Source organism: Ottowia cancrivicina (assembly GCF_029813755.1).
Classification (GTDB): domain Bacteria; phylum Pseudomonadota; class Gammaproteobacteria; order Burkholderiales; family Burkholderiaceae_C; genus Ottowia; species Ottowia massiliensis.
Genome location: NZ_JARVII010000010.1, coordinates 22,154 through 42,657, shown reverse-complemented (window position 1 = coordinate 42,657; position 20,504 = coordinate 22,154). Strand labels below are relative to the sequence as shown.

General features: G+C 64.3%; 20 protein-coding genes, 1 tRNA gene and 1 pseudogene. 14 read left to right on the top strand and 8 right to left on the bottom strand.

From position 1 onward, the window contains the following. The first annotated feature begins 25 nt into the window (after positions 1-25). From cobO to QB898_RS06335, 5 genes and pseudogenes are all read left to right on the top strand, one after another. The gene (gene cobO / locus QB898_RS06355; protein ID WP_279524265.1) at positions 26-607 is read left to right on the top strand and encodes a cob(I)yrinic acid a,c-diamide adenosyltransferase; all 582 of its coding nucleotides are present in this window, start codon (positions 26-28) and stop codon (positions 605-607) included. Positions 608-1,129: 522 nt separating this feature from the next. Next, positions 1,130-2,017 (top strand): 50S ribosomal protein L11 methyltransferase, encoded by an 888-nt coding sequence (gene prmA, locus QB898_RS06350; protein ID WP_279524264.1) that lies wholly within the window; start codon positions 1,130-1,132, stop codon positions 2,015-2,017. 24 nt (positions 2,018-2,041) lie between these two features. Beyond that, positions 2,042-2,148 (top strand): annotated as a pseudogene (locus QB898_RS06345) (transposase); the annotation flags it as partial. A 231-nt stretch (positions 2,149-2,379) separates the two neighbouring features. Continuing rightward, positions 2,380-5,334, top strand: coding sequence for a DUF349 domain-containing protein (locus tag QB898_RS06340; RefSeq protein ID WP_279524262.1), 2,955 nt, complete (start codon positions 2,380-2,382; stop codon positions 5,332-5,334). Between the two features lie 58 nt (positions 5,335-5,392). Next, a tRNA-Arg gene (locus QB898_RS06335) sits at positions 5,393-5,467 on the top strand. Between the two features lie 58 nt (positions 5,468-5,525). Here QB898_RS06335 and QB898_RS06330 read toward each other — a convergent pair. The 3 genes from QB898_RS06330 to QB898_RS06320 are packed head-to-tail and all read right to left on the bottom strand — an operon-like array spanning position 5,526 to position 7,114. Further along, positions 5,526-5,954, bottom strand: a complete 429-nt coding sequence (locus QB898_RS06330; RefSeq protein ID WP_279524261.1) for a hypothetical protein — start codon at positions 5,952-5,954, stop codon at positions 5,526-5,528. A gap of 21 nt (positions 5,955-5,975) precedes the next feature. Beyond that, positions 5,976-6,698, bottom strand: a complete 723-nt coding sequence (locus QB898_RS06325) for a hypothetical protein (protein WP_279524260.1) — start codon at positions 6,696-6,698, stop codon at positions 5,976-5,978. A gap of 8 nt (positions 6,699-6,706) precedes the next feature. Then, positions 6,707-7,114: a hypothetical protein gene (locus QB898_RS06320; protein ID WP_146007003.1), complete on the bottom strand. Its 408-nt coding sequence runs from the start codon at positions 7,112-7,114 to the stop codon at positions 6,707-6,709. A gap of 500 nt (positions 7,115-7,614) precedes the next feature. Here QB898_RS06320 and gspF point away from each other — a divergent pair, with 500 nt between their 5' ends. The 3 genes from gspF to QB898_RS06305 all read left to right on the top strand — a co-directional run bounded on the left by gspF (position 7,615) and on the right by QB898_RS06305 (position 9,971). After that, a complete protein-coding gene (gspF, locus tag QB898_RS06315) occupies positions 7,615-8,832 on the top strand; it encodes a type II secretion system inner membrane protein GspF (protein WP_279524259.1) in 1,218 nt (405 codons plus the stop codon). 243 nt (positions 8,833-9,075) lie between these two features. Continuing rightward, positions 9,076-9,600 (top strand): MotA/TolQ/ExbB proton channel family protein, encoded by a 525-nt coding sequence (locus QB898_RS06310; protein WP_233199950.1) that lies wholly within the window; start codon positions 9,076-9,078, stop codon positions 9,598-9,600. After that, positions 9,597-9,971 (top strand): DUF2149 domain-containing protein, encoded by a 375-nt coding sequence (locus QB898_RS06305; protein ID WP_279524258.1) that lies wholly within the window; start codon positions 9,597-9,599, stop codon positions 9,969-9,971. The genes QB898_RS06310 and QB898_RS06305 overlap by 4 nt, the downstream gene beginning before the upstream one ends. Positions 9,972-10,186: 215 nt before the next feature. Here the strand turns inward: QB898_RS06305 and QB898_RS06300 are convergent, their stop codons facing one another. The 4 genes from QB898_RS06300 to QB898_RS06285 all read right to left on the bottom strand — a co-directional run bounded on the left by QB898_RS06300 (position 10,187) and on the right by QB898_RS06285 (position 13,123). Continuing rightward, positions 10,187-10,453 carry a hypothetical protein gene (locus QB898_RS06300; protein ID WP_279524257.1) on the bottom strand — a complete coding sequence of 89 codons (267 nt, stop codon included), beginning with the start codon at positions 10,451-10,453 and terminating at the stop codon, positions 10,187-10,189. Continuing rightward, positions 10,450-11,262 carry a tRNA (guanosine(37)-N1)-methyltransferase TrmD gene (gene trmD / locus QB898_RS06295; RefSeq protein WP_279524296.1) on the bottom strand — a complete coding sequence of 271 codons (813 nt, stop codon included), beginning with the start codon at positions 11,260-11,262 and terminating at the stop codon, positions 10,450-10,452. The genes QB898_RS06300 and trmD overlap by 4 nt, the downstream gene beginning before the upstream one ends. 60 nt (positions 11,263-11,322) lie before the next feature. Next, positions 11,323-12,282 (bottom strand): Hsp33 family molecular chaperone HslO, encoded by a 960-nt coding sequence (gene hslO, locus QB898_RS06290; RefSeq protein WP_279524256.1) that lies wholly within the window; start codon positions 12,280-12,282, stop codon positions 11,323-11,325. A 61-nt stretch (positions 12,283-12,343) separates the two neighbouring features. Then, positions 12,344-13,123, bottom strand: coding sequence for a 3-hydroxybutyrate dehydrogenase (locus tag QB898_RS06285; RefSeq protein WP_102284235.1), 780 nt, complete (start codon positions 13,121-13,123; stop codon positions 12,344-12,346). Between the two features lie 151 nt (positions 13,124-13,274). Between QB898_RS06285 and pncB the strand changes: the two genes are divergently transcribed. The 3 genes from pncB (at position 13,275) to QB898_RS06270 (ending at position 17,234) form a co-directional block, all read left to right on the top strand. Further along, positions 13,275-14,462: a nicotinate phosphoribosyltransferase gene (gene pncB / locus QB898_RS06280; protein ID WP_102284236.1), complete on the top strand. Its 1,188-nt coding sequence runs from the start codon at positions 13,275-13,277 to the stop codon at positions 14,460-14,462. A 68-nt stretch (positions 14,463-14,530) separates the two neighbouring features. Beyond that, positions 14,531-15,964: a sodium:proton antiporter gene (locus tag QB898_RS06275; protein WP_279524255.1), complete on the top strand. Its 1,434-nt coding sequence runs from the start codon at positions 14,531-14,533 to the stop codon at positions 15,962-15,964. Between the two features lie 91 nt (positions 15,965-16,055). Beyond that, positions 16,056-17,234 carry a pyridoxal phosphate-dependent aminotransferase gene (locus QB898_RS06270; protein WP_279524254.1) on the top strand — a complete coding sequence of 393 codons (1,179 nt, stop codon included), beginning with the start codon at positions 16,056-16,058 and terminating at the stop codon, positions 17,232-17,234. Positions 17,235-17,565: 331 nt separating this feature from the next. Here the strand turns inward: QB898_RS06270 and QB898_RS06265 are convergent, their stop codons facing one another. Continuing rightward, entirely contained in the window at positions 17,566-18,018 is a 453-nt protein-coding gene (locus tag QB898_RS06265; RefSeq protein ID WP_050716304.1) for a universal stress protein, read from the bottom strand. A gap of 93 nt (positions 18,019-18,111) precedes the next feature. On the opposite strand from QB898_RS06265, the gene QB898_RS06260 reads away from it, so the two are divergent. The 3 genes from QB898_RS06260 to trmB are packed head-to-tail and all read left to right on the top strand — an operon-like array spanning position 18,112 to position 20,502. After that, positions 18,112-18,666, top strand: coding sequence for a hypothetical protein (locus QB898_RS06260; RefSeq protein ID WP_279524253.1), 555 nt, complete (start codon positions 18,112-18,114; stop codon positions 18,664-18,666). A gap of 52 nt (positions 18,667-18,718) precedes the next feature. After that, the gene (locus tag QB898_RS06255; protein WP_279524252.1) at positions 18,719-19,690 is read left to right on the top strand and encodes an inositol monophosphatase family protein; all 972 of its coding nucleotides are present in this window, start codon (positions 18,719-18,721) and stop codon (positions 19,688-19,690) included. After that, positions 19,687-20,502: a tRNA (guanosine(46)-N7)-methyltransferase TrmB gene (gene trmB / locus QB898_RS06250; protein WP_428982748.1), complete on the top strand. Its 816-nt coding sequence runs from the start codon at positions 19,687-19,689 to the stop codon at positions 20,500-20,502. Before QB898_RS06255 ends, trmB begins: the two co-directional genes overlap by 4 nt. The last annotated feature ends 2 nt before the right edge of the window (positions 20,503-20,504 follow it).

Genomic DNA, 20,504 nt, shown 5'->3' with positions numbered 1-20,504 from the left:
TTTTAACCAGGTTTCAACGCTAAAAATGCAAATCGAAAATCCACCCGCCGAACGCACAACCCCCCGCCCCGAAGGCGAAAGGCGCGGCCTGATCATCATCAACACCGGCAATGGCAAGGGCAAAAGCACCGCCGCATTCGGCCTGGCCTTGCGGGCATTCGGGCGCACGCACGTTCACGGCAAAAAAATTCACATCTTCCAATTCATGAAAGTGCCCAGTGCCCGTTTTGGCGAGCATCGCGCTTTTGAAAAACTGGGCATTCCCATCGAAGGGCTGGGCGACGGCTTTTCATGGATGAGCAAGGATATTGAGAAAACCGCCGAACTGGCGCGCCAGGGCTGGCAAAAAGCGCGCGCGGCCATTCTGGATGGCGAGCATTTTCTGGTGGTGCTGGATGAAATCACTTACCCGCTCATCTACGGCTGGCTGCCTTTGCAAGACGTGCTGCAAACCCTGGCCGAACGCCCGCGCCACGTGCACGTGTGCCTGACGGGCCGCCGCTGCCCGCAGGAGCTGATTGACGTGGCCGACACCGTGACGGTGATGGAAATGCGCAAACACGCCTTCAGGGCCGGCATTCCGGCGCAGCGGGGCATCGAAGATTGAATAGGCCGGCTGACGGCCCGGACATGAAGCCGAAACATATCTGAAACACCCCGCGCCCAACCGCCGCATTTCTTCTTCCGAAAAAGAAGGCAGAAGGCGCAACGCAAAACGGCTCATGTGGGCCATCCGTTTCTGGCCTTGGCCTCGTCTGACAGCAAAACGGCCGGCTGCCCGCACAGTCATAACGGCGAGAGAAGAAGGAACTTAGGCAAAGGCCCAATTTCGCTTCTGAATTTATAGCTGCATGTCCTAGAAGAAATTGCGCAAGACGGTTTTTTGGGCCCCTTGAATTTGCTCCTGTTTCTGAAGTCATTCAGCGGATGCAGGCCGCCCCTAAGCCCGGCGCAGTAGCCATCCAGCCCGGCCAAGACTGGCAAGGCCGCAGAGCGCCCGAGTCCGCGCTTTCGCGCCTGCGGGCGGACATTGAACAGTCTCTCGAGCAATTGCCGCCTGCCGGCTCGCCGCAGGCCGGACAATCCGCCCCTCATCCGGCAGCCGCCTGCCGCAACTGAAGGAAGCCCCATGTTTGAACTGCGCCTTGTCGCCCCTGAAGACCGCGTCGAAACCCTGTGCGACGCGCTGGATGCCCTGCAAGCCCTGAGCGTTTCGGTGGAAGACGCCGATGCCGACACATCCGCCGAGCGCGCCCTGTTTGGCGAGCCGGGCCTGCCTGCGCCCGCACAAGGCTGGGCGCGCTCCAGCCTTGTGGCCCTTTTCGCGCATGAAAACGAAGCCCGCGAAGCCGCCCGTTTGCTGGCCCCGCAAGACTTTTTCGCGGGCTGCGCCGTGGCCTCTCTTGGCCCTGTGGCCGAGCAAGACTGGGTGCGCCTGACGCAATCGCAGTTCGCGCCGGTTGAAGTGGCTCCCGGTTTTTGGATCGTGCCCACCTGGCACGAAGTGCCCGATGGCGCGCGCCAAGTCATGCGCCTGGACCCGGGCCTGGCTTTTGGCACCGGCACGCATCCCACCACGCAGATGTGCCTGCGCTGGATTGCCCGCCAGCGCATGCAGGGCCAGCGCGTGCTCGATTACGGCTGCGGCAGCGGCATTCTGGCCATTGGCGCAGCCCTGCACGGCGCGGGCGAAATTGACGCGGTGGATATTGACCCCGACGCCGTGGCCGCCACGCAAGGCAACGCCGCTGCCAACGGCGCGCGCGTGCGCAGCGGCCTGCCCGAAGCGGCCAGCGGGCTGTATGACGTGGTGCTGGCCAACATCCTCGCTTCGCCGCTCAAAGTGCTGGCTCCGCTGCTGTGCGGCCACGTTGCCGCTGGCGGCCACCTGGTGCTGGCCGGCGTGCTGGAGCGCCAGACGCAAGAGCTGCAAACCGCCTACGCCCCCTGGCTGGCGCTGCAAGTGGCCGACACGCAAGACGGCTGGGTTTTGCTGACGGCGCAACGCCCGGCCTGATGGCCTGCCTGCGCCTGCATGGCCATCATTGACTCTCGATCGGTCAAGACCGTCTCAAAAGGAGACAGCGCGGATATGACGCAGGCAAAAGAGTCAAAGGGCGCAAGCGCCATATTGCCGCAGACACAAAATCAGCTCCTGGATTAATAGCATGATGTCCTTATAGATACTGCGCGAAAGCCTCTTTTCATTCCCTGAATTTGCTCCTGTTTTTAAATCTTTTCTGCGCTTTCCCGCAGGCGCGGCCCTTGTCATCAAGACCGCAAGGTAAGGCGCTGGCACGCGCGGAAAAGCGGGCAAAAGCGGGGACAATAGCCGCCGTTTTTCGTTCTCCTCTTCAGGCCGCAGCGGCCCTTTTGTTCATGTTCCCCTTCTCCCGCGACAGCAAAGACCAGCCCGAAACCCCTGCTACCAAGCCCGCAGCCGAGGCGCACCCGCTGGATGCGCTCACGGGCGGCGCATTTTCAGCACCCACATCGGGCGAGCGCGCCGCGCGCATCCGCGCCTGGCTGGCCACTAACCCGCCAGCGGAGCAAATGCAGCAAGTGCACAAGGAACTTTCCGCCAAAGACAAAGGTGCGGCCAAGGCGCTGCGCGAGCGGCTGGACGAAATCAAGCGCGCCCACAGCCAGCAAGCCGTGGCTGCCGAATGGGCCGCCAAAGCCGAAGCCCTGCTGCAAGCCGCGCGCCTGAACATTGCTGACGCCCTGGCCTGGAAGCGCGACGCCGCCCGCGCGGGCGCGCCCCTGTCACGCGAGCCGCTGCTGGGCCTGCGCAGCCAGCTGGACGAACGCATCAAGGCGCTGGAAGATTTGCAACAGCGCGCGCTGGTGCAGCGCGAAGCGGCTGCGTTGCTGCATCAACGCATCGAATTGCTCTCCACCAAGCCCTGGGCCGACGCTGATGCCGCGCGCGCCAACCTGCAAGCCGATGTGGACCAATGGCGCGAACAAACCGCCGCCTTGCAAGCCGACACCAACTGGGCTAGCGTGGATTTGCGCTACCCCCCGCAAATTGAAGCCGCGCAAGCGCAACTGGCCGCCGTGTGGGACGCCTTCAGCGCTGCACTGGAACAGACCCGCGCCGCCGCGCAAGACACCGCCGCCGCGCTGCCTCCCGTGCCTGTGTGGGCCGATGAAATCCGCGCCGCCCGTGGCCTGCCTACCGAAGCAGGCGAAAAAGCCGCTGCCGAAAAAGCCGCTGCGCGTGCCAAGATTGACCCCGCCCAGCGCCAGGCCGCCACAAAAGCCGTTGAAGCGGGCGTGATGCTGCTGGAGCAAGCCGTGCAGGCCGGCAACAGCAAAGACACCCACAGCGCCGCCGCCGCGCTGCGCCAATCGCTCAAAAAACATGGCCGTCTGATAGACGATGAAAAACTGGAAGCGCGCGTACACGCAGCCCTGGTTTCTGCAGGAGAGCTGCAAGGCTGGCAGCGCTGGAGCGCCGACCAAATCCGCGAGCAGCTCGTAGCCAAGGCTGAAGCCCTGCTCATCCGCCGCCCGGCCAAACCCGCTGAGGCCACGGCCCAAGCGCAAAAAGCGCCGGAAACCGCCCCTTCTGCGGACATTCCTTCGGACATTTCACCAGCCGCTTCGCCTGCCGAAGCCCCCCAGGCCAGCGACAGCAGCGCGCCGCCTGCCGAAGCCGCCGCCAGCGCCGCCCCCGTGGCCGCCGCTGCGGCCCCGCAAGCGCCTGCCGCCGAAGAAACCCTGACCCCCGCCTTCACGGGCCGCAAGCTGCAAGAAGCCCTGCGCAAGCTGCGTGAGGAATGGAAAGCCGCCGACCAGGGCAGCGCCCCCAACCACGCCCTCTGGAAGCGCTTTGACCACGCCTGCAACCAGGCCCACCAATTCGTTGAGCAATGGCTGGAAAAAGCCCGCGAAGAAAGCGCCGCCCACAAAGCCGCCCGCCTGAGCCTCATTGAAGAAGCCAAAACCTGGGCCGCCGCCCTGCAAGGCCAGGCCCAGTCTGACTGGAAAGCCATCAACCGCCAGCTCCACCAGTTCGCCGACCGTTGGCGCAACGCGGGCCACCTTTCCGAAAAAGCCTTTGCGGAACTGCAAACGCAGTGGAAAGCCGCCCTGGCCGCCGCCTCCGCCGGGCTGCAAGCCGCGCAAAAGCAAAGCGCCGAACGCCGCCAGGCGCTGATTGAAGAAGCGCGAGAGCTGGCCGCTGCCGCCACCTTGCGCGTGGATGCCGTCAAAGCGCTGCAACAGCGCTGGCAGGCCGAAGCGCAAGCCGTGCCGCTGGAGCGCCGCCACGAGCAAAAGCTGTGGGACGCCTTCCGCAAACCGCTGGACGAAGCCTTTGGCCGCAAGAGCGCCGAACGCGAAAAAGCCCAAGCCGCCAGCAGCGCCCATGACCAGGCCGTCATGCAAGCCGCCCAGGCCCTGGAAGCGGCCAACGCAGCTGGCGATGCCGCCCAAATCCGTGCCGCCATGACGGCGTTGCAAGCCGCCTTGCGCAACCAATCTGCCGCCCCGGCCGCTGAAGCCGCGCCGCAAACTGCCGAAGCCGCACCGCAAGCTGCCGAAGCCGCGCCCGCCGAAGCTGCCAATACCGCGCCAGCCCCCGAAGCCCCGGCCGCCGAAGCTGCGCCTGCTGATGATGCGGCGCAAGCTGAAAAACCCGCTGCGCCCAAACCCGCCCGCCCCCTCATCGCCATGCGCGGCGACGACCGCCCCGGCATGAAAAAAACCGAAGCGGCCAAACCCGGCCGCCCCGGCGAACGTGGCCGTCTTGGCGATAGCCGACGTGAAAACCGGCGCGACGGACGCGAAGCCCCCGGCAGTCGTGATGGCCGCCGCCCGCTGCGCGACACCCGCGAGCCGCGAGCCGAACGCGCCCGCCTGGGCGACGCCGCCTTCCGCGCCCAGCGCGAAGCGCTCGAACACGCCCAAAGCGCCCTCAAGAAGCTGGCCGCGCAAGCCCACGGCGAAGCCCTGACCCAGCTCATGACCGCCTGGCAAGAGCGCGACGCCGCCCGCCTGCCCCCCGCCGGCGAACTGGGCAGCGCCCTCACCGCAGCGGCCCGCAACGCCTGGGCGCAAGCCATCGGCAGCGCCGCCAGCGCCCCCGCCAGCGAAGCCGCCACCGCCTTGCTGCGCCTGGAAATGGCCTCTGAAGCCCCCACGCCCGCCGAGCACCTCACGGCCCGCCGCGCCCTGCAACTGCAACTGCTCACGCGCCGCAACGACCCCGCCCCGGCCGACACCTGGACGCAAGACGCCGCCCAGGTTTTCGCCAGCGCCTGGACCGAAGCCGACGCCCGCCGCCTGCAAACCGCACTCAAGGCGCTGCTGCGCGGCAGGAAATAAACGAAAAATCCCTTCGGCAGAAGGCCACGCCCCTACAATCGCGCGCTTTTGCCGCTCAGCCGCCATAGTTCAATGGATAGAACGAACGCCTCCTAAGCGTTAGATGCAGGTTCGATTCCTGCTGGTGGTACCAAATTCAAGTCTTCAAGCCCGTCCTGCTTTGCCTGACGGGCTTTTTTCTGGAGCGCGGATCAAGATGGGCTGTCAGCAGCGCTGTATTCGTACTCTTTGCACTCCAGCGGCTGGTTTTCTTTGGCGCCATGACGAAGCGGGCAATATCGCGTCAATCCAAAGCGGGCTGGGAAATCACAACGCCTTATGAGCGTAACCCGGGCGTGAAAACGCGAGTCAGCTACACGGCGATAACGGCGCTGGGTCAGCAGTTTGTTTGGGTCCTGGCTGTTTCTGACTTCGATGAGCGCAGACCTTTGCAACGCGTCGCAGGTTAGTGTCTTGGTGGCGCCGGGTTTACGGATTTGCTGCGGCTGCATCCAGCGGTAGTTGCCGTGGCTGATCTGGCCCTGTCCTGTCTGGTAGCTGAGGTGGTTGCCCGGCATCCCAGGTCTGATTTCTGGTTTTGGATTTACCATTTCCGCAGGATGGCATCCTGCATATTTCATGCGCTGTTTTATCTTGACTGATTAATCAAAAGAACACTCCCCTTTCTTGTAGATATCATCTTTTTTCGCGTCATCGACAGCGCCTCCAAAATGGTCCGCATGGAGCATGATTGGCGCTATCTCACAACGACATGGGTTCTCTTCTTTGGGCTTATAAAGATAATGAAATTCATATGTTTCATCGGGCCTGAAATAAACTTTAGGATAGCCGCCGCGAAAATCAATTCCGTGAAAATGATATGATCTTATGTTTTCATTGTGCGCGATATTTGGATTGTAGCCAAAGATATTCACGGGCACGAATCCAACACCAAATTCTTGTTTCACTGGAACCCCTTCAACACAGAACATCAACTCGCCTTTTCTTTTGATTGCGATCTTCAAAGTGTCAAGATCCGGACACGGGCATTCCCCAAGTTCATAACCAACTTTATATCTGCCTTCCAAAAAATTGGAAACGCTGAACCTTGCATCCTGGATATCTCGAACGCGGAAACTGCTGGCACTGCCATAAATCGTTGTACCTTCATATTTCCATATCCCCTTTCCTCCGCTGACCACTGGCTTTGCCAGCATGTGGCTGAAAGCACTGCAACCCGTCAGAAATACGGCAGTAAAACATAATAGTAAGACCTTCTGCATTTCAGGCTCCTCTCGATTTCGGCATGGGAAACGCCGGTTTTTCTGGTTGCTTTTTCCTGTTCCTAGGATAAATCTGCTGCCTGCCATCGGCGTACGGAACATTTTCTGGTTTATTGATCCCGGTTCTTCATGATACTTTGAACAGCCTCATCATAACGCCTTTCATAATTTTCATCCCCGCATGGCGATATGCGCTTTAATTCGGATATTTTATTGATCAACAGCTTGACATTTTCATGACAATCGTCCCACATGGCCCTTTGCATCACGACAAGCATTGGATCCATGATATCAAATTCATCTGCCGAACAATGATCCAGATATTCAATATAAGCCTTCACATAATATTCAAACGCATTTTTGCCCATCCACCCCAAGTCTTCGGCATAATATTCCTTTTCGGCAAACATGGCTACAGCCTCCTTGAGTGATTTGCCAAAAAAATGCTGAAAGGCTATCCGCTCATCCAGGTTCAGAAGATGGGTCGGGCTTATATCGGCAAGACTTGGTAGCTTCATGTTATTCAATCCATCCAGAATAGCTTTGGATAATATTTGTTCCCCGCATGACACGATCCATGAATAAAATCGCATTTTGCAGCAGGATCCAAATAGATTTCCAAGAAAGCAGCGGGGTTGTATGCATTAGAGTCAATTTTGGAAATTGAGTCCGAACATTCTGCCCGATGGATTGTCTCCTTGGCCTTCAGCACATTGCCTGGCTTTTGCGCGTGCCCTGGCGCCGTGCAGTTCACTCGCGCTTCCACTCCCGGGTATGGCGGCCGGTATCGCGTCATCTGGCTGTTGGCTTTGCATGGCCCACGCCCCTGCCTGGCGCACGCTGCTGGCGCGATGGCCCACGGCGTTCGGCTGGCGGGCAAAGCTGTTTCAAAATCTGGCGTTTTGTCTGGTGGTTTGCCAGACAGAAGGCCATTATTCGAGGCGCTCTGCAAGGTCTCGCCCGAAAGTGGCTGTTGCCGCCGCCATTTTTCACATTCTGTTTTTTCAAGCCTTTTGTCATGCCCGCCTATTCGTTTGAAGCCTTGCAGCCCGACGGCAAGACCCGCAAGGGCGTGCTGGATGCCGATACCGCCCGCGCCGCGCGCGCCCAGTTGCGCGCGCAGGGCCTTGCGCCGCTGGATGTGCAGGTCATTTCGGCGGGCGATGCCCAGCGCGCCCTGGGCGGCGCAAGCCGCCGCCGCGCGTTTGACAGCGCCCAGCTTGCCGTGTGGACGCGCCAGCTTGCGGGCCTGGTGGCCGCCGGTTTGCCGCTGGAGCGCGCGCTGTCCGCGCTGGCTGACGAGGCGGAAGACGAGGCGCAGCGCCACTGCATCGCCGCGCTGCGCTCGGAGGTCAATGCGGGCGCGCCGCTGGCGCGCGCCATGTCGCAGCACCCGCGCGATTTTTCGGGCATCTACACCGCCGTCATTGCCGCTGGCGAGCAGGGCGGCCATCTGGAGCAGGTGCTGGAGCGGCTGGCCGACGATCTGGAGGAGCGCCAGGCGCTGAAAGCCAAGCTCCTGGGCGCGGCGCTGTATCCGGCCATCGTCACGCTGGTGGCCATCGTCATCGTCATTTTTCTGGTCAGCTACGTGGTGCCGCAGGTGGCCGCCGTTTTCGCGGGCGCCAAACGGGCGCTGCCCTGGCTGACGGTGGCGATGCTGGGCATCAGCGATTTCGTGCGTGCCTGGGGCTGGTGGCTGCTGGCGGCGCTGGCGCTGGGCGCGGCCAGCTTGCGGCTGGCGTTGCGCAATGCCGCTTTGCGCCAAAGTTTTGATGCCGCCTGGCTGCGCCTGCCGCTGCTGGGGCGCCTTTCGCGCGGCTACAACGCCGCGCGCTTTGCCAGCACGCTGGCCATGCTGGCCGCAGCCGGCGTGCCCATCTTGCGCGCCTTGCAGGCCGCCACTGAAACCCTGGGCAACCAGGCCATGCGGGCCGATGCCGAAGACGCGCTGGTGATGGTGCGCGAAGGCGCGCCGCTGGCCAGCGCCCTGGCGCAGAAAAAGCGCTTTCCGGGCCTGCTGGCCATGTTTGCGCGCCTGGGCGAGCAGACGGGCGCGCTGCCCGCCATGCTGCAACGCGCCGCCGGGCAGCTGGGCGCTGATGTGCAGCGCCGCGCCATGCAGGCAGCGACGGTGCTGGAGCCGCTGCTCATCGTCGTCATGGGCGCGGTGGTCATGCTCATCGTGCTGGCGGTCATGCTGCCCATCATCCAGCTCAATCAGTGGGTGAAGTAGCTGAAAGGGCGGCCTTGATTAGCTCATTTCTTCATAGCATGATGTCCTAGTGGAAACTGCGCGAAAGCCGTTTCTCACCCCTTCAAATTAGCTCTTCTTTTGAAAGCAAACCACGCTGCTAACCTCCCGTCCTGCCCCGCCCTGCCCTGCGCGCAACAAACGCCCGGCCTGAACCCGGGCATCCCACCTATTCCATTCATCAGGGAGCCACTTTTTCCATCCACCCAAAGGAGTAACCCAGCCGTGAACCCCATCGAAACCGCCATGTACGGCGTCAGCCAGCTCTTTCTCACCCCCGTGCTCATCCTCGTGGGCGCGCTCTTTGCCTACGCCTTCTTTGCCCTGGGCGCATTCATCTGGCAATCCGTGCAGCGCGCCAGCGCCGCCCGCCGTGGCGACACGGCCGGGCACGAGCTGCTGCAAGCCTGGAGCCAGAACCCTGCCCTCACGCAAAGCGAGCTGCAAGCCCTGGCCCTCAAACGCATGGAAGCCGCCCGCATCGCCGCCCGCGTCGCCCCCCTGCTCGGCCTGGTGGCCACCATGATCCCCATGGGGCCTGCCCTGCAAGCCCTGGCTGAAGGCCAGCTCACCGAAATGTCGCGCGGCCTGACCATTGCCTTTTCCGCCGTCATCCTGGCCCTCATTGCCGCTGCCATCACCTACGCCACCGTCCACGTGCGCCGCCGCTGGTACGCGCAAGACCTGCTCGCCATCGAACGCCTGCGCCAGGCCCCGCAACTTGAAGAACCGGCAGGAGCGCAGCCATGAGCGCCAGCCGCCCAACCAGCCTGCTGGACGACATCGAAGACGACGACCCCCTGCTGTCCGTCGTCAATCTCATCGACGTCTTTCTCGTCATCATCGCCGCCCTTTTGCTGGCCGTGGCCAGCAGCCCCATCAACCCCTTCACCTCGCAAAGCGTCACCATCATCAAAAACGAAGGCCAGCCCAACATGGAAATCATCATCAAGCAGGGCGAAAAACTGGAGCACTACCAATCCAGCGGCGCCATCGGCGAAGGCCAGGGCACCAAAGCCGGCGTGGCCTACCGCATGAAAGACGGCAGCATGGTCTACGTGCCCGAAACCGGCACAAGCGGCGCGGCCAGCACGAAGCCAGCCAACGCAGCCCGGCCCTGAAAACCTGCCCAAAGCCCGCCCGCAGGCAGATTGCGAACAAACTCGCAAACCCGGATCCGCCCGCGCGCTGATCAGATTTACTGCGCATGGCAATGCGTTTGAACTCCTTGAGCTTGCCCAAGAAGTTTTCAATGAGACCAGAACGAACTTGAGCAGATTGCCTAGCGCATCGCACAAGGCCCGTATCTTGGCTCTCACGCCTCTGCGTGAGTGGCCTATGGCTTGGTTTTGAACCCCCTTGCGCCTTGGCCGTGACGATGCACTTTCACGATCACGGCATCGGCCATGGCGTATTCCATATCTGGCTGGCCGCTGACGGCATCAAAGCGTTTTTGCCAGACAGGCCCTAGGACATCATGTATGGATAAAGGAGCGCAAATGGTGTTTGCGTCCTGTCTGTCTTGGGCTGTGCCTTGCTCATTTTTCGCTTGTTCCAAGCCCGCAGGCTCACGCGGTGAGGCCGTGCGAGCGGAAACGCTCATGGCTTGTTCAGCGCGGCCAGGGTCTGCTCGTCTTGCGCCGTCAGGCAGCCTGCGGCGCGGGCGGCGGCCAGCAAGTCGGGGCGCTGGCGGGCGGTGAGTTGCAGGCTCTGGGCGCGGCGCCATTGCTCAATGCGGGCGTGGTGGCCGCTGAGCAGCTCGGCAGGCGCGCTTTGGCCTTGCCACACTTCGGGGCGGGTGTAGTGCGGGCAGTCGAGCAGGCCGTCCAGCGCGGGGTTGAAGCTGTCGAGCTGGTGGCTGCCCGCGTCGCCCAGCACGCCCGGTTGCAGGCGGGCCACGGCGTCCAGCAGGGCCAGCGCCGCGATTTCGCCGCCGGAGAGCACGAAGTCGCCCAGGCTGATTTGGTGGGTGACGTGGCGGTCGATAAAGCGCTGGTCAATGCCTTCGTAGCGCCCGCATATGAGGATGGCGCCACGGCTTGCGGCCCAGCTTTGCACGGCGGCGTGGTTCAGGCGCGGGCCTGTGGGGGAAAAGAGCACGACGGGGACTGGGGCGCTTTCTTGTTCAGCGCCCTGCCCTGCCTCGTGCGGCTGGCCGCTTTGCGGCCCGCTTGCCAGCCGGTCGGCCTGCGCGGCGGCCAGGCAGCGCGCCAGCGGCTCGGCCAGCATGACCATGCCGGGGCCGCCGCCAAAGGGGCGGTCGTCCACACGGCGGTAGCGGCCTTCGGCCCAGTCGCGCGGATTCCAGAGCTTCAGGCGCATCTGGCCGTCCGCCCAGGCGCGGCGCGTGATGCCCGCATGCAAAAAGGGGGCGAAAAGCTCCGGAAAGAGCGTGAGCACGTCAAAGCGCAGGGCCACGGCTTGCTTTTTTTGAGGCGGTTTTTTGGGGGCGGCCCGATGCAGGCTCCGCGCTTATTGCAGGCCCTGCGGCGCTTGCGGCTGCTGGGCGGGCGGAGTGAAAAGGCGGGCCACGTCCACGGCGTCAAAGCGGTACTGCTGGCCGCAGAAGTCGCAGCCCACTTCGATGCGGCCTTGCTCGCGCAGGATGTCTTCGGCCTCATGCCGGCCCAGTCCGGCAATCATGGCGGCCACGCGCTCGCGGCTGCAAGAGCAGGCAAAGCGCGCGGTTTGCGGCTCAAAGCGCAGCACGCGCTCTTGCCAGAACAGGCGGTGCAGGATTTCATCGGCGCTCAAAGAGAGCAATTCCTGGCGTTGCAGGCTTTGCGCCAGCAGGCTGATGCGGCGCCAGTCATCCCCGCCAGCATCGCCCGCATCCTCGCGCGCCACATGGCTTTGCGAGAGGTTGCCCTGGCCTTGCACGGGCAGGCGCTGGATAAGCAGGCCCGCCGCCACGTGTTCATCAGCAGCCAGCACCAGCGTGGTATCCAGCTGTTCGGACTGGCGCATGTAGTGCGCAAGCGCCGTGGCCACATCGGGCGCGTCTGCCAGCGACACCACGCCCTGGTAGGGCGGCTGGCCGGGCAGGCGGCCGCGCGCGTCCAGCGTGATGGCGCAGCGGCCCTTGCCGTGGACATTGACCATATCTGCCAGCGTGGCGCCCGGGGGCACTTCGCCCGCCACGGTGGCGGTGGCGCGCAGGCGCAAATCAGACTGCACCTCCGCCACGGCCAGCTTGACGGGGCCGTCGCCCATCATTTGCAGCACCAGCGCGCCGTCAAACTTGATGCCTGCCTGCATCAGCACGGCGGCGGCCGCCATCTCGCCCAGCAGCGCGGCCACAGGCTGCGGCCACGGGCCGGTTTGCGTATTGGCTGCGCGGCGGGCCAGCACTTGCTGCCAGGCGTCCGTCAGGCGCACCAGCTGGCCGCGCACGGGCAGGCCATCGAAGATGAATTTGTGCAGTTCAGACATGGGCGCTCACATGGGGCCGGGGGGCGGCTTTGTCAATGGCGTCAAGGGACAGGCGAGGGGGTTACTGCGCCGTCCAGCCGCCGTCGTTGGACCAGGCGATGCCGCGCATGTTGTCAGCGGCGGGAGAGCACAGAAAAACAGCCATCTGGCCCAGTTGCTGCGGGGTGGTGAATTGCAGGGAAGGCTCTTTTTCGCGCAGCAGGTTTTCCTGCGCCTGCTGCACGCTGATGCCTTGCTGCGAGGCGCGGTCGTCAATCTGCTTTTGCACCAGAGGGGTGAGAACCCAGCCGGGGCAGATGGCGTTGCAGGTGACGCCGGTGGTGGCGTTTTCCAGCGCCACGGCCTTGGTCAGGCCGATGAGGCCGTGCTTGGCGGCCACGTAGGCGCTTTTGCCAGCAGAGGCCGCCAGGCCGTGAGCGGAAGCGACGTTGATGATGCGGCCCCAGTTGCGGCGCAGCATGTGCGGCAGCGCCAGGCGCGTGGTGTGGAAGGCGGAGCTGAGGTTGATGGCGAGGATGGCGTCCCACTTTTCGGGCGGAAAGTCCTGCACGCTGGCCACGTGCTGAATGCCGGCGTTATTGACCAGCACGTCCACGCCGCCAAAGCGGCTGGCGGCGAATTCCATCATGGCGGCGATGTCGGCAGGGCGGCTCATGTCGGCGGGGTGGTGCTCCACGCGCGCGCCCAGCGCGGCAATCTGCGCCTTGGCTGCTTCGGCGTCGCCAAAGCCGTTCAGCACGAGGCTGGCGCCCTGGCGCGCCAGTTCAATGGCGATGCCCAGGCCGATGCCGCTGGTGGAGCCGGTGACGAGCGCGGTTTTGCCCTGGAGGGAGAAGGTCATGATGTTTCCTTTCGGGTGATGGTGTGGGAGCCTGTTCAAAGTCTGGCCGCAAAGGGCGAAAGGGCCGATCATGACAGGGCGGCGGCAGGCAGCGCCGTTAAACTCTCGCGCCGTTTTTTCCCCTTGCTTCCCCCCTGCGCGCGGATGGCCCATGATCATTGAAAGCCTGCTCGATACCGATCTGTACAAGTTCACCATGATGCAGGTGGTGCTGCATCAGTTTCCGGGCGCGCAGGTGGAGTACCGCTTCAAGTGCCGCAACCCGGGCATCCGGCTGGCGCCGTATGTGGAGGAGATTCGCGAGGAAATCCGCCATTTGTGTTCGCTGCGTTTCGCGGAGCAGGAGCTGGCCTATCTGCGTTCGCTGCGTTTCATCAAGAGCGACTTTGCCGATTTCCTGGGCATCTTCCGCCTCAACGAAAAGTACGTGACGCTCCAGCCGCTGCCCAATGAGGAAATCAGCATCGTCATCCAGGGGCCGTGGCTGCACACCATCTTGTTCGAGATTCCGCTGCTGGCCATCGTCAATGAGGTGTACTTCCGCAACACGCAGCCGCGCCCCGACCTGGCCGAGGGCGACCGCCGCCTGCACGGCAAGATGGCCCAGCTCAAGGCCGATGGGCTGCAAGAACTCAAGATTGCCGATTACGGCACGCGCCGGCGCTTTTCGCGCGTGTGGCACGAGGGGCTGCTGCGCCAGCTGATGCAGGGGCTGGGCACGGGCGCCAGCGGCCAGCTGGCGGGCACGAGCAATGTGCTGTACGCCATGCGGCTGGGGCTGACGCCGCTGGGCACCATGGCGCACGAATACCTGCAGGCCTGCCAGGCGCTGGGGCCGCGCCTGCGCGACAGCCAGATTTTCGGTTTCGAGAAATGGGCCAAGGAGTACCGGGGCGATCTGGGCATTGCCTTGTCTGACGTGTACGGCATGGCCGCTTTCTTGCGCGACTTCGATCTGTATTTCTGCAAGCTCTTTGACGGCGCGCGCCACGACAGCGGCGATCCCTTTTCCTGGGGCGAGCGCATGCTGGCGCACTACGCGCAGCACCGCATCAATCCGCGCACCAAAACGCTCATCTTTTCTGACGGCCTGACGGTGCCGCGCACCATTGAGCTGTATCAGCGCTTCAAGGGGCGCTGCCAGCTGGCCTTCGGCATCGGCACCAACCTCACCAACGATCTGGGCTACGAACCGCTGCAAATCGTGATCAAGATGACGCGCTGCAACGGCCAGCCCGTAGCCAAGGTGTCTGACACGCCCGGCAAGGGCATGTGTGATGACGAGAACTATCTGGCCTACCTGCGGCAGGTATTCCAGATTCCGCCGCCCGCCGTCTGAAGCTGACGGCCGTCTTCCGGCCGCCAGCTTTCTTACCTTTTCCCCGTCTTGCGCTCCGAATAAGAACAATGCTCCCGCTCCACGCGTTCCGCCCCTTTGCCTTGCTGACTTTGCTGCTGGCCTGTCCCGCCCTGGCGCGGGCGGCGGGGCCGGACGGCAGCCAGCTGCGCCCGCTCTGGGGCGTGCCGTTCGTGGGCGTGCTCGCTTCCATTGCGCTGCTGCCCATGGCCGCGCCGCGCTTTTGGCACCAGCATTTCGGCAAGGTCACGGCGGGCTGGTCCATGCTGTTTTTGCTGCCTTTTGCCGCTGTTTTCGGCGTGCAGGCGGCGCTGCTGGGGCTGGCGCACGCGCTGGTGGCCGAATACATCCCGTTCATCTTGCTGCTGCTGGCGCTGTTCACGGTGGCGGGCGGCATTCACGTGCGCAGCAGCTTGCGCGCCACGCCGCTGGTGAATGCAGGTTTTCTGGCCGTGGGGGCGCTGCTGGCCAGCGTGATGGGCACCACGGGCGCGTCGATGGTGCTGATTCGCCCGCTGCTCAAGGCCAATGAAGGGCGGCGGGCGGTGGCGCACGTGGTCATTTTTTTCATCTTCATCGTCTCCAACGCGGGCGGCGCGCTCACGCCGCTGGGCGATCCGCCGCTGTTTCTGGGCTTTCTGGCGGGCGTGGATTTTTTCTGGACGCTCAAACACCTGTGGCCGCACACGCTGCTGCTGATTGGCGCGCTGCTGGCCCTGTTTTTCGCCATTGACACCTGGCACGCGCGCCGCGAATCGCACCGGCCCGGGCCGCAGCCCCAGGCTGCTGTCGCCGCGCCCGGCCAGCCGCTGTTGCAGTTCGAGGGCAAGGTCAATCTGGCCCTGCTGCCTTTCATTCCCGCGCTGGTGCTGATGAGCGGGGCCTGGCACAGCGGCGTGGAGTGGCAAGTGGCGGGCGCGCACATTTCACTGCCCGATGTGCTGCGCGATGCGGGGCTGGTGGCCGTCACGGCCCTGTCGCTCTGGCTCACGCCCGCCGCTGCGCACCGGAGCAACCAGTTCACCTGGGAGCCGATGCTGGAAGTGGCCAAGCTCTTTGCGGGCATCTTCATCACCATCGCGCCCGTCATCGCCATGCTGCAAGCAGGCATGCAGGGGCCTTTCGCGGGCATCCTGCACGCCGTCACGCGGCCTGACGGCGCGCCCATTCCCGCCATGTATTTCTGGGCCTCCGGCGCGCTCAGCTCCGTGCTGGACAACGCGCCCACTTACCTGGTCTTTTTCAACACCGCCGGCGGCAGCGCGCCTGCCCTCATGGGGCCGCTGGCCAGCACCCTGGCGGCCATTTCGGCGGGCGCGGTCTTCATGGGGGCCAACACCTACATCGGCAACGCGCCCAATCTCATGGTCAAGTCCATCGCCGAAGAGCGCGGCGTGCGCATGCCCAGCTTCTTTGGCTACATACTGTGGTCGGTGGGGCTGCTCACGCCCTTGTTCGTGGCGCTGACGCTGCTGTTTTTCTGACAGATGCTACGGAAACCATAGCGGCCCGCGCTGATTCCACTAGGACTTCAGGCCGATTTCATGCCTGAGGCCCGCCAGCCTCCGTTCCACCATGCCCCATACCGCTTCCCCTTTTCCTCCCCTTGAAACGCGCCTGCCCGGCGTGGGCGACAACATCTTCAGCGCCATGTCCGCGCTGGCGGCGCAGCACCAGGCCATCAACCTCGGCCAAGGCTTTCCCGACTTTGCCTGCGACGCCGCGCTGGCTGACGCCGTGACCCAGGCCATGCGCGCGGGCCACAACCAGTACGCCCCCATGCCGGGCGTGCCCGCGCTGCGCCAGGCCATTGCCGCACAGCTTCAGGCCCTTTACGGCCACGCTTACAGCGCCGAGAGCGAAATCACCATCACCGCCGGAGCCACGCAGGCCATCTTCACCGCCATTCTTTGCTGCACGCAGCCAGGCGACGAAGTCATCGTGCTCGAACCCTGCTACGACAGCTACCTGCCCGGCATCCGCCTGGCGGGCGCGGCGGCCGTGCGCGTGCCGCTGGCGCCGGGCAGCTTCCGGCCCGACTTTGACCGCCTGGCCGCCGCCATCACCCCGCGCACGCGCGCGCTGGTCATCAACACCCCGCACAACCCTACCGGCACTGTGTGGTCCGCCGCCGACATGCAGCGCCTGCAAGAAATCCTTGCTCCCACGCGCATCGCGCTCATCAGCGACGAGGTTTACGCCCACATGGTCTATGCCCCCCTGCGGCACGAAAGCGCCGCGCGCCTGCCGGGCCTGGCCAGCCGCGCGTTCGTCATTGGCAGCTTTGGCAAAACCTTCCACGTCACGGGCTGGAAAGTGGGCTACGTGGCCGCCCCGGCGGCTCTCACGGCCGAGCTGCGCCGCTTGCACCAGTTCAACGTGTTTTGCGTGAACACGCCCATGCAGCACGGCATTGCCGCCTACATGCAAAACCCCGCGCCCTGGCAGCAGCTGCCAGCCTTCTATGCCGCCAAGCGCGACCGCTTTCGCGCGGGCCTGGCGCAAACGCGCTTTCGCCTGCTGCCCTGCGAGGGCGCCTACTTTCAGTGCGCCGATATTTCAGAGCTTCACGTGCCCGAGCGCGACTTGCCCGAGGCGACGTTTTGCGAATGGCTCACACGCGAAATCGGCGTGGCCGCCATTCCGCTTTCGGCCTTCTACGCCGATGGCCTGGACCAAAAACTCATCCGCTTTTGCTTCGCCAAGAAAGACGAAACCCTGCAAGCCGCGCTACAGCGGCTGGCGCGGCTGTAAGAGCCTGTCACCAAAGAGGGAATTTGCGGCAAACGATCGTCATGTATCCAAGTGACACGACCGGTGAACAGTGGGGTGCAAAAGCACTTTCCGGCAGGTAAGCGTGAAGGCAGGCCCCGGATACACAGCGCCCGGAACATGATCAACGAACGCCATCTTCTATGTGCAGGCAACGGGCTGCCAAACCACTGACCGTCGATAGCGCGCACTACCCAAGGACTACCCGCCCTGGTGTCTGCCATGCGAAGCAGGCACGAAAACAGGCCCGCATGCCTTGCCGGAAGCATGCGGGCCTGTGAGGCGGGTGGAAAGGGAAATGATTGGCCCTGGCTTACTGCTGCGCCTGCTTGCCGTGCACGACCAGCACGGGCAAGGTGGCGCCGGAGAGCACGCGCTGGGCCACGCTGCCGAGCACGAGTTTTTCAAGGCCGCGGCGGCCATGCGATCCCATCACGATGAGATCAGCGCCCACGGCTTGCGCGGCCTCCAGAATGCCGCGCGAGGCCGAGTTGGCCTCTACCACGCGCTTGTGCACCTTCACGCCAGCTTCTTCAAGGCGCGCGGCCACGGCATCGACGGCGGCATTGGCCTCAGCGGTGGCGGCGGTCAGGTACTGGTCTTGGCCATAGGCAAAATCCGCGCCTACGCCAGTAAAGGGGTAGGGGTCAATCACATAGACCGTCGTGACCTCGCTGCCGAATGCCTTGGCCAGGGCCTGCGCGTTGTCCACGGCGGAAAAGGCCGTGGCGGAACCATCAACGGGCACCAGAATGTGTTTGAACATGACGGACATCTCCTTTCAGGGGTTGGCAACAAAAACCTCTCTCGCATGCATTGTGCCTGCGCCGCCCATGCGCGTGATTGACGGCTGTCAAAAATGACTGGGGCGCTGTATCGCAGGCGGCAGCTGGCGCGCGCCGTGGCGGGCCTGGCCGCGCTGGGGCTGCTGGCTTTTGGCTGGCTGGGCTGGCAGGTGATGGCCGCCCGGCCTGCTGCGGATCTGGTTGCCGCGCAAGGTCTGCATGTGGCAAATCTGGCGCCTGGCCGCTATCGCTGGGCCGAGGCGCCCGCGCTGCCAAGAGGGGTGCAACTGCCGGAGGGCGCGAGCTTGCACGTTTTGCTGCTGCGTTTGCCAGATGGGACGCTGCACGCCTTTTACGCCACGGCGGTGGAGGGCCGCCCTGCCCTGCCTGCGGGCGGCGGGCATTTGGGCGCGGCGGGGCTGCCGTGCGCGGATTTCGCGCCCGATTTCGCCCGGCGGGACATTGCCTGCCGCCAGGCTGCGCCCGGGTTTGAATTCGCGCTGCGCCACCGCTGGTCGCTTACGGGGCAGCCGCTGACGCCCAATACGCCGCCTTTGCCCGTGGCCGCAGGGCACGAAACGGGCGGGCAATGGCTGCCTGATCTGGCTGCGCAGGCAGCGCTGCCATGAGAAAATCAGCCGCTTTTGCCAGCGCCAGCGTTTTTTCGCGTTTCTTTTCCTTATGTCGTTTTCCCTGCACCCCATGCTCAATGTCGCCATCAAGGCCGCCCGCGCCGCTGGCTCCATCATCAACCGCGCGGCGCTGGATGTGGAGGCGGTGCGCGTGTCGCAAAAGCAGGTGAATGATTTCGTGACGGAGGTGGATTACGCGAGCGAAAACGCCATCATTGAAACGCTGCTTTCGGCTTATCCGCAGCACGGCATTTTGGCGGAGGAGTCGGGTCAGGAGCGGGGCAACCGCCAGTCGGATCACGTCTGGATCATTGACCCGCTGGACGGCACCACCAATTTCATTCACGGCTTTCCCGTTTATTGCGTGAGCATCGCGCTGAGCGTGCGCGGGCGCGTGGAACAGGCCGTGGTGTACGACCCTTCGCGCAATGACCTGTTCATGGCCTCGCACGGGCGCGGCGCGTATCTGAACAACCGCCGCATCCGCGTGAGCCGCCGCACGCAGCTGGGCGACTGCCTGGTCGCCACGGGCTTTCCCTTCCGCAAAGGTGATGACTTTCAGGGCTACCTGCAAATCATGGCCGAGATGATGAAACGCACCGCCGGCTTGCGCCGCCCCGGCGCAGCCGCGCTGGACCTGGCCTACGTGGCCGCTGGTTTTTCCGACGGCTTTTTTGAGACTGGCCTGCAAGCCTGGGACACCGCAGCCGGTGCGCTGCTGGTCACGGAGGCGGGCGGCCTGGTGGGCAACTTCACGGGCGAGGCCGACTTCATCACGCCGCGCGAATGCCTGGCCGGTAATCCGCGCGTCTATGCCCAGCTGGTGAACGTGCTGCGCCCCTACTCGCGCGCGCAGCCGCCCGCGCCCACCCGCAAGCGGCCCAAGGCCAAGCCGCAAGATGCCGCCAGCGCTTCTTCCGCCACGCCCGCCATCACGCCTGAAACCGCACTGGCCCACGCGCTGGGCGGCACCCCGCCAGCCAGCGGCGCAGCAGCTCCCACGGAACACGACACGCCGTGACCGCTCTGCCCGAAACCCGTGCCGCCGCTGCGCTTGGCGCGCTTGATGAAGCTGGCGCGCCCGTCAGCGCGGCGCGCCCCCGCGCCATTCGCAGCTTCGTCACCCGCGCGGGCCGCGTCACCACCGGGCAGGCCCGCGCCTTGGCTGAGCTGGGGCCGCGCTATGTGCTGCCCTTCGATCCGGCTACTACGGATCTGATAGCAAGCTTTTCAGCCTGCGCCAGCGCAAACGGCCAAAAACGCTATGAAAAAGCCGTGCTTGAAATCGGCTTTGGCATGGGCCAGGCCACGGCGCACATCGCCCGTCTCATGCCAGAGGCGCTGTTCATCGGCTGCGAGGTGCATGCGCCCGGCGTGGGCGCGCTGCTCAAGCTCATGGGCGAGCAAGGGCTGGACAACATCCGCATCCTCCAGCACGACGCGGTGCAGGTGCTCGAAAGCATGATCGCCCCCGGCAGCCTGCACGGCATCCACATCTTCTTTCCCGATCCCTGGCACAAAAAGCGCCACAACAAGCGCCGTCTCATCCAGCCCGCCTTCGCGCATGAGCTGGCCCTGCGCCTGGCCCCCGGCGGCTACCTGCACTGCGCCACCGATTGGCAGCCCTACGCCGAGCAAATGCTGCAAGTGCTCAGCGCCGAAGCCCTGTTGCAAAACACGGCCAGCGGCTACGCCCCCCGGCCCGCCTACCGCCCCCTGACGAAGTTCGAGCAGCGCGGCCTGCGCCTGGGCCACGGCGTGTGGGATCTGGTCTTCACGCGCGCCGCTGAACCGTCCGCCGTCTCTTGCCCTTCGCCATGCCCCCTGCCATGACG

Bases quoted from the DNA above. Each gene is read 5' to 3' on its own strand.
- cobO (WP_279524265.1), top strand. From the start codon at position 26: ATGCAAATCGAAAATCCACCCGCCGAACGCACAACCCCCCGCCCCGAA.
- prmA (WP_279524264.1), top strand. From the start codon at position 1,130: ATGTTTGAACTGCGCCTTGTCGCCCCTGAAGACCGCGTCGAAACCCTG.
- QB898_RS06340 (WP_279524262.1), top strand. From the start codon at position 2,380: ATGTTCCCCTTCTCCCGCGACAGCAAAGACCAGCCCGAAACCCCTGCT.
- QB898_RS06330 (WP_279524261.1), bottom strand. From the start codon at position 5,954: ATGAAATATGCAGGATGCCATCCTGCGGAAATGGTAAATCCAAAACCA.
- QB898_RS06325 (WP_279524260.1), bottom strand. From the start codon at position 6,698: ATGTTCCGTACGCCGATGGCAGGCAGCAGATTTATCCTAGGAACAGGA.
- QB898_RS06320 (WP_146007003.1), bottom strand. From the start codon at position 7,114: ATGAAGCTACCAAGTCTTGCCGATATAAGCCCGACCCATCTTCTGAAC.
- gspF (WP_279524259.1), top strand. From the start codon at position 7,615: ATGCCCGCCTATTCGTTTGAAGCCTTGCAGCCCGACGGCAAGACCCGC.
- QB898_RS06305 (WP_279524258.1), top strand. From the start codon at position 9,597: ATGAGCGCCAGCCGCCCAACCAGCCTGCTGGACGACATCGAAGACGAC.
- QB898_RS06300 (WP_279524257.1), bottom strand. From the start codon at position 10,453: ATGAGCGTTTCCGCTCGCACGGCCTCACCGCGTGAGCCTGCGGGCTTG.
- hslO (WP_279524256.1), bottom strand. From the start codon at position 12,282: ATGTCTGAACTGCACAAATTCATCTTCGATGGCCTGCCCGTGCGCGGC.
- QB898_RS06285 (WP_102284235.1), bottom strand. From the start codon at position 13,123: ATGACCTTCTCCCTCCAGGGCAAAACCGCGCTCGTCACCGGCTCCACC.
- pncB (WP_102284236.1), top strand. From the start codon at position 13,275: ATGATCATTGAAAGCCTGCTCGATACCGATCTGTACAAGTTCACCATG.
- QB898_RS06275 (WP_279524255.1), top strand. From the start codon at position 14,531: ATGCTCCCGCTCCACGCGTTCCGCCCCTTTGCCTTGCTGACTTTGCTG.
- QB898_RS06270 (WP_279524254.1), top strand. From the start codon at position 16,056: ATGCCCCATACCGCTTCCCCTTTTCCTCCCCTTGAAACGCGCCTGCCC.
- QB898_RS06265 (WP_050716304.1), bottom strand. From the start codon at position 18,018: ATGTTCAAACACATTCTGGTGCCCGTTGATGGTTCCGCCACGGCCTTT.
- QB898_RS06260 (WP_279524253.1), top strand. From the start codon at position 18,112: ATGACTGGGGCGCTGTATCGCAGGCGGCAGCTGGCGCGCGCCGTGGCG.
- QB898_RS06255 (WP_279524252.1), top strand. From the start codon at position 18,719: ATGTCGTTTTCCCTGCACCCCATGCTCAATGTCGCCATCAAGGCCGCC.